Here is a 5,681-nt window from a genome sequence, read left to right on the forward strand (position 1 = left end):
CTGAACGCCTTCTCGATCACCTTCGGCGACCGGTTCCCGGCCGCCGAAACCTACTAACCAAAGACGCCGGAAACACCGTTAGCGAGACAGTCCCTTGATCTAAGAGACAGAACCCAGTAGTGCTTTGTCATGGTCCGCGTCCGGCGTGGTGAAGGTGTTGCGGGAAGCGGGTTCGGCAGGTTGGGCAGGTGCCGATCAGCCGGGCGAGCAGGGCTTGTAGGCGTCGGAGCACGGCGTAGAGAGTCATTCCGGCGCACGGGTTTTTGGGTCTAGACGTTGCAGGGTCAGAAACGCGTGAGCCGCGCTGATGAGGGTGGTGTGGTGGTGCCAGCCTTGCCAGGTGCGGCCTTCGTAGTGATCCAGACCGAGCCCGGTTTTGACTTCGCGGTAGTCGTGTTCGATGCGCCAGCGCAGCTTCGCCAGGCGGATCAGAGTGCGTTTTGGTGTGGTCGCCGGCAGGTTCGACAGCCAGTACTTGACCGGCTCAGGTTCCTCGGTCGGCCATTCGGCTAGCAGCCAGGCTTCAGGAAGGTCCTGGCCGAGGTTGGCGGAGCGCAGAGCCGGGCCGGCGGGTCGGACTCGTTGGAACACGAACTTTGAGCTCATCGGCACTGCTCGGCCGGCCCGTTGGCGGGAGCTGTCGCGCCAGGTCACCCGGCGGGCCGCAGCAGGTCCGGCAGCGGTCATGATGGCCCCGACCGTCGGGGCGGGTTGCCGGTAGATCTTCTTCGGGTAGGGGCCGTCGCCGCAGTACGGCACCGTCGTGCGTTCCACATCGAGCGGGTAGGCCGTGATCGTGTGCGCGACCTGCACGGCGTAGCCGATGTCGCGCTCCGCCAAAGCCAGCCGGAACTCGCCGACGTCGCCGTAGCCGGCGTCAGCGACCAGCACGCTCGGGCGCAGGCCCCAGCCGAGCAGTTCGTCGATCATCTGCAGGGCGAGCCGCCACTTGGGGGTGTGCCCGAGCAGGTCCGGTATCTGCGCGCGCCGGCGCCGCCGGGCCACATCCGCAGCCGCTTTCGGCGACGCCGGATCCCACGCCTCGGGTAGAAACAGCCGCCAGTCGACCGGACACGACGCGGTCTCGGTCACCAAACTGACCGACACCGCGACCTGGCAGTTCGTGACCTTCCCGGCGGTGCCGGTGTACTGGCGGGCCACACACGGCGACGCCGTGCCGTATTTGAGCAGGCCGGTGTCATCGATCGCCCACGCCGGGCCGTCCAGCGCCTGGCTGATGCGTTCAGCGACCCGCCGTCGCACCGGTGCCACGTCCCACGGACTGTTGGTGACGAAATGGTTCAACGCCTGCTCATGCGGCCCATGCAGCCGAGCCGCCATCGGCTGGATCGACTTACGCCGCCCGTCGAGCATCAGACCCCGCAGATAATGCCCGGCCCGCTCCTGCCAACCCGCATACCTCAGCGACCCGAACATATCCCCGACGTACTCGACCAGATCATCACCCAGACGCTGCACCTCAACGGTGTCCATCACTTCACGACACCAACATCAACCCATGCCTGTCGCCATCAGCCACTCGAAGGGTGACAAAGCCCTACTAGGGCCGTCGGGCCCGGGTGCCCAGACCGGAAAGCGGACCGGACCGGTCGGCATCGGCCGGGACCAGGCGTACGCTTCGGGCTCTGTCAGGTCCGCGGCTGCCCCGGGGGGGACGGATGAGTACGGACGCCACGCCGTGCTGGGCACTGCGTCATCGGGGCCAGTGGGATGGTCCGTCATCCACCTGGATGGTGCTCTGGCTGACCGGCGATCCCGTCGAGTCGGTGACCCACGAAGTGACTCATGCCTTTTCGTTGGCCGAACGGGGTGAGGCCCAGGCGTGGGCTGCGAGCTACCTGGCCGAGCAGCACGGTGTGGCGGTGGCGAGCTGGACACCCGTTCCGTACCCGCCTCAGTACTTCGCCCCGGAGGAGCTCGAATGGCTGGGACCGTCGTACTGGCGAGCAGTCCTGGCGGTGTGACCGCTCAGTAGTCCAGAACGTCCCACTCCACTCCGGCATCCACCAGGGGACGCAGCACGGCGCGGTCGCGACAGCCGACATGGACGGAGACCGTGCCGTCGGCCTGCGGGTATCCGCCGTCCGCCGCGGTCACCATGGCGATGATGCCTGGACCGACGTAGAAGGACGTCGGGTCGTGCGGCCAACGCAACGGGCGCAACGGGACCTGGTTCAGCGAGCCGGTGATCCGGGCCGCCGCCGCAGCGGGCAGCTGCCGGGCGCCCGCCCGGTACGGCGCCATGGTCGTGATGGTTTCGAAGAGGGCGAGCTGGATCAGGAATCCGCTCAGGGGCTCGTGTTCGTCGATCGGCTCCGGTCCGGCGCCGTACACCGACACCGTCGGGTCGGGTGCCGAGCTCGCCGCGGGGTAGGCCCAGGAGACGTCGTCGCCGCTCAGCTCGTGGGCGACCGTGATCGGCCCGCGATAGTCATCGGGGATGTCGAGCGGCTCCGACGAGAGCAACCCGCGCGGTAGCCGCGGTTCAGGTTACGCCCGTGGCGGGTCCGGTCGAACTCGCCGGTGGAGTGGTTCTCCGTCGGCGGGTTCTGGTCGACGCGCATGCGGTAGGTGAGTCGGTGGAACTCGGCCAGCACGGGCGGGAGATGGGCCAGGCTGAGACCGAAGGGTCGCTCCTCCGGCTGGAGGTCCGGGTACCAGCCGGTCAGGAACTCGCGCAGGGCGGCGACCCGGTCGTCGGCGAGGCGACCGAGCCAGGCGACGCCGGGAAGCTGGGTGGGCAGCGTGGTCGGGCGTACCCGTTCCAGCATGTCGGCCGGCACGGGCTGGGACAGCCGCAGGAGGCATTCGGTGAGCTCGAACGTGTCGTCCGGCTCGGAGACCGCATGGGCGAACCAGCACGGCGAGGCCGTTCCGAGGTATACGAAGTCGGCGCCGAACCTGACGAACACGTGGATCGGTGGACGGCTGTGGCTCGCGCGCAGCCACACCACGCGTACGCCCTCCGGCACCGGTCCGACTACGCGGAAGGTTTGCGGGTTCCACACACCGCTGCGGCCCGGATCGTCGTGGGGCTCGACGACGATCACGCAACCATCGACGCCCTGCGCGTAGTCGAAGCCACAGATCGATCCTTCCTGGGCGCCCGGCCCGGCCAGGGCGAAGGCCAGCCGCTCGGAAACGACTTCGAGATGATGCCAAGTCATCGGCGCATCGTAGGGCAGCCCGTCGAGGCTTACGCGGCGGAGCGGCTCAGGCCGTATCGGCTCCATTATGGACAACCCACCGCCGAGTTGACAGCACACGCAAGAATCGACCCGTGTCCGCCCGCCAGAACGATCCTCCGGTTCCCGCGCTCGCATGGCTCATGACCTTGCAAAGCGTCCTCGGGTTCGATGGTTACGCCCAGGGGTTCGGGTTGATTCGGTACGGCGACACCACCGTGCTCCCGGCGTGCTGGCCCACGGATCCCGAGTTCATCGACCGGGTGGTTCCCTTCGCCCAGGCCAACCGGGACGGCGCATGTTACGCGCTGTGGCGCCTCGACGACCGGACCTCCGAGGCCGCCCTCCCGGTGGTCGTGTTCGGCGAGGACGGCGCCGCGCACGTCGTGGCGCGCGGCCTCCCAGAACTGTTCCAGCTCCTCGGCTATGACTGCCAGATCGACGTCGCCGAGGACAGCGCACGGTACTTCCTCGGCGACGGCACCCACGAGCACAGTCGCGGCCACCAACCGTACGTTTCTTGGCTGGATCGGCAGTTCGGCCTGGCGCCGGCCGCGGATCCGGACCGGGTGCTCGCCTTGGCTCAGGCCGAGTTTGCGGTGCCGTTCGCCGCCTGGCTCCGGCCTTTCCTCCCGCTCGAGCCGGACGACGGGAGGAGGGACGTGTGCGGCAGCGAGTGGATTCGCCGGAGTACGGGCGATTACCAGGAACCGTCCGACGAGTCCATCGTGACCAGGCCCGTGGTCGACGATCGGGGTCTCACCATCGTGGCCGCCCACCTGGGGCCGGTGTCGGGTGTGGCGTTCAGCCCGGACGGTGCCCTGCTGGCCACCGCCGGCGACGACGGCACGGTACGGCTGTGGGATCCGTCCACCGGACTGCCCTCCGGTGCTGCCCTTGCCGGGCACTGGGGACCGGTGGGCGTGGTGGCGTTCAGTCCGGACGGGATGTTGCTGGCCTCTGCCGGCGACGACGGTGCGGTGCGGTTGTGGAACACGGTGTCGCGGCGCCCCGCCGGCGTCGCTCTCGGCGGCCATCCCCAGCGGGTCTCCGGTGTGGCGTTCAGCCCTGACGGTGCCCTGCTCGCCTCCTCCAGCGACGACGGCACCGTGCGGCTGTGGGATCCGTCCTCCGGCCGGCCGGTCGGCGCCCCCCTCGACGGCCGGGGGCCGGTGCTCGACCTGGCGTTCAGCCCGGACGGCACGCTGCTGGCCACTGCCGGCGACGACCGCACTGTGCGGCTGTGGGATCCGTCCTCCGGCCGACCGGCTGGCAGCCCCCTCGAGCACTGGCTGCCGGCGCAGAGTGTGGCGTTCAGCCCGGATGGCACCGTACTGGCCTCCACCAGCTTCGACCAACGGGTACGCCTGTGGGACAGCGCCACCGGTCGACCTCTCGACCGGCTCCTGGAGTACGTCGACCGGGTCGGTCACGTGGTGTTCAGCCCCGACGGTCAGACGCTCGCCTCGGCCTCCACCGACGGGACGATCCAGCTCTGGGGCCTGACCGCCGACCGACCCACCGCCGTCCTCGCCGGCCACCCCGAGTTGGTCCTGGGCGTGGCGTTCAGCCCGGACGGGACACTGCTGGCCAGCACAAGCTGGGACGCGACGGTACGGCTGTGGAGGGTCGGCAACGTCAGTTCGTGACCGTGATAGTGGTAACCGCCGTTTCCCCATGGCGCATTATTTGCCGGCGGTCTTCGAGCCCGCCGGGGCCTGACCGGGGCCGGTCCGGCTTGCGGCGAGATCGGACCAGCCCAGATGTGTCTGGCTACATGCGGACGTAACCGGCCAGATATGCCATGCCCGCGTACGGCGAACAGCGGTAGAAGTCCCACTGGCTGTGCGAGACACCGTACTTGCCGGCCGCGTTGCAGTCCGCCATGGCGGTCGGGCCCGTGTAAGTGGCTCCGTAATTCTGTACGTACATCGCCGCCGACGCCGCCTGTGGCGCCGCCAGCACACCGATCGTTGCCATTACCGCCGCTGCGCCCAGCGATGCCATGCGCGTGCGAACCGACATGCTCCACCCCCGCTTGGTAAGGGAGACATTCGTTGTCTCCTATACGAGGAACGTAGCAGACGCACGGAATTCACGATGTCCTATATGGACACCAATTGAAGGGCCCTTTTCGTATTGACCTTCTTTCCGTGCCGGCGAACAAGCGGAACATCGTGTCGCCACCGGCGAACACGGCTCAACTGTCCTATTCGGACCCAGGCCGGGTGGCCCCGGGGCGTCCGCTCCGTGGGCGTCGCCGGCGGCACCGGGTCGGGGGCTGACTTCGGTGTCGTTGCGCGGCGGTTAGCCTGGTCCGTGATGCCGCGTCGCGGACATCCCGGACGAGTGCGTGTCGTACCCGGCCAGACAAGACGACGGGGATGGTCGTGGTGATGCGTTTGTCTCGTAGGGCTTTGCGGTTGGCCCGTGACGAGTACGCCCGGTCGCCGGTTAACGAGTTCGGACGCTTGC

Annotated in this window: 6 protein-coding genes; 2 read left to right on the top strand and 4 right to left on the bottom strand. The window is 68.5% G+C overall.

Annotated elements, in window-relative coordinates; translation table 11 throughout:
* Nucleotides 1-243: 243 nt before the first annotated feature.
* Nucleotides 244-1,494 carry an IS701 family transposase gene (locus AB0M36_RS37535; protein ID WP_364167559.1) on the bottom strand — a complete coding sequence of 417 codons (1,251 nt, stop codon included), beginning with the start codon at nucleotides 1,492-1,494 and terminating at the stop codon, nucleotides 244-246.
* A gap of 185 nt (nucleotides 1,495-1,679) precedes the next feature.
* On the opposite strand from AB0M36_RS37535, the gene AB0M36_RS37540 reads away from it, so the two are divergent.
* The gene (locus AB0M36_RS37540) at nucleotides 1,680-1,985 is read left to right on the top strand and encodes a hypothetical protein (protein ID WP_364167561.1); all 306 of its coding nucleotides are present in this window, start codon (nucleotides 1,680-1,682) and stop codon (nucleotides 1,983-1,985) included.
* Between the two features lie 4 nt (nucleotides 1,986-1,989).
* On the opposite strand, the gene AB0M36_RS37545 is transcribed toward AB0M36_RS37540, so the two are convergent.
* Together AB0M36_RS37545 and AB0M36_RS37550 are read right to left on the bottom strand one after the other, a co-directional pair.
* Nucleotides 1,990-2,487 (bottom strand): hypothetical protein, encoded by a 498-nt coding sequence (locus AB0M36_RS37545; protein WP_364167564.1) that lies wholly within the window; start codon nucleotides 2,485-2,487, stop codon nucleotides 1,990-1,992.
* Entirely contained in the window at nucleotides 2,418-3,188 is a 771-nt protein-coding gene (locus AB0M36_RS37550) for a hypothetical protein (protein ID WP_364167567.1), read from the bottom strand. The genes AB0M36_RS37545 and AB0M36_RS37550 overlap by 70 nt, the downstream gene beginning before the upstream one ends.
* Before the next feature lie 161 nt (nucleotides 3,189-3,349).
* Between AB0M36_RS37550 and AB0M36_RS37555 the strand changes: the two genes are divergently transcribed.
* Nucleotides 3,350-4,855, top strand: a complete 1,506-nt coding sequence (locus tag AB0M36_RS37555; RefSeq protein ID WP_364167570.1) for a hypothetical protein — start codon at nucleotides 3,350-3,352, stop codon at nucleotides 4,853-4,855.
* A gap of 124 nt (nucleotides 4,856-4,979) precedes the next feature.
* Here the strand turns inward: AB0M36_RS37555 and AB0M36_RS37560 are convergent, their stop codons facing one another.
* A complete protein-coding gene (locus AB0M36_RS37560; RefSeq protein WP_364167572.1) occupies nucleotides 4,980-5,186 on the bottom strand; it encodes a hypothetical protein in 207 nt (68 codons plus the stop codon).
* Nucleotides 5,187-5,681: the final 495 nt, after the last annotated feature.

It is taken from the genome of Actinoplanes sp. NPDC051346 (assembly GCF_040682215.1).
GTDB lineage: Bacteria > Actinomycetota > Actinomycetes > Mycobacteriales > Micromonosporaceae > Actinoplanes.

Coding starts and splice junctions, on each gene's coding strand:
- AB0M36_RS37535 (WP_364167559.1), bottom strand. CDS start 1,494: ATGGACACCGTTGAGGTGCAGCGTCTGGGTGATGATCTGGTCGAGTAC.
- AB0M36_RS37540 (WP_364167561.1), top strand. CDS start 1,680: ATGAGTACGGACGCCACGCCGTGCTGGGCACTGCGTCATCGGGGCCAG.
- AB0M36_RS37550 (WP_364167567.1), bottom strand. CDS start 3,188: ATGACTTGGCATCATCTCGAAGTCGTTTCCGAGCGGCTGGCCTTCGCC.
- AB0M36_RS37555 (WP_364167570.1), top strand. CDS start 3,350: ATGACCTTGCAAAGCGTCCTCGGGTTCGATGGTTACGCCCAGGGGTTC.
- AB0M36_RS37560 (WP_364167572.1), bottom strand. CDS start 5,186: ATGGCAACGATCGGTGTGCTGGCGGCGCCACAGGCGGCGTCGGCGGCG.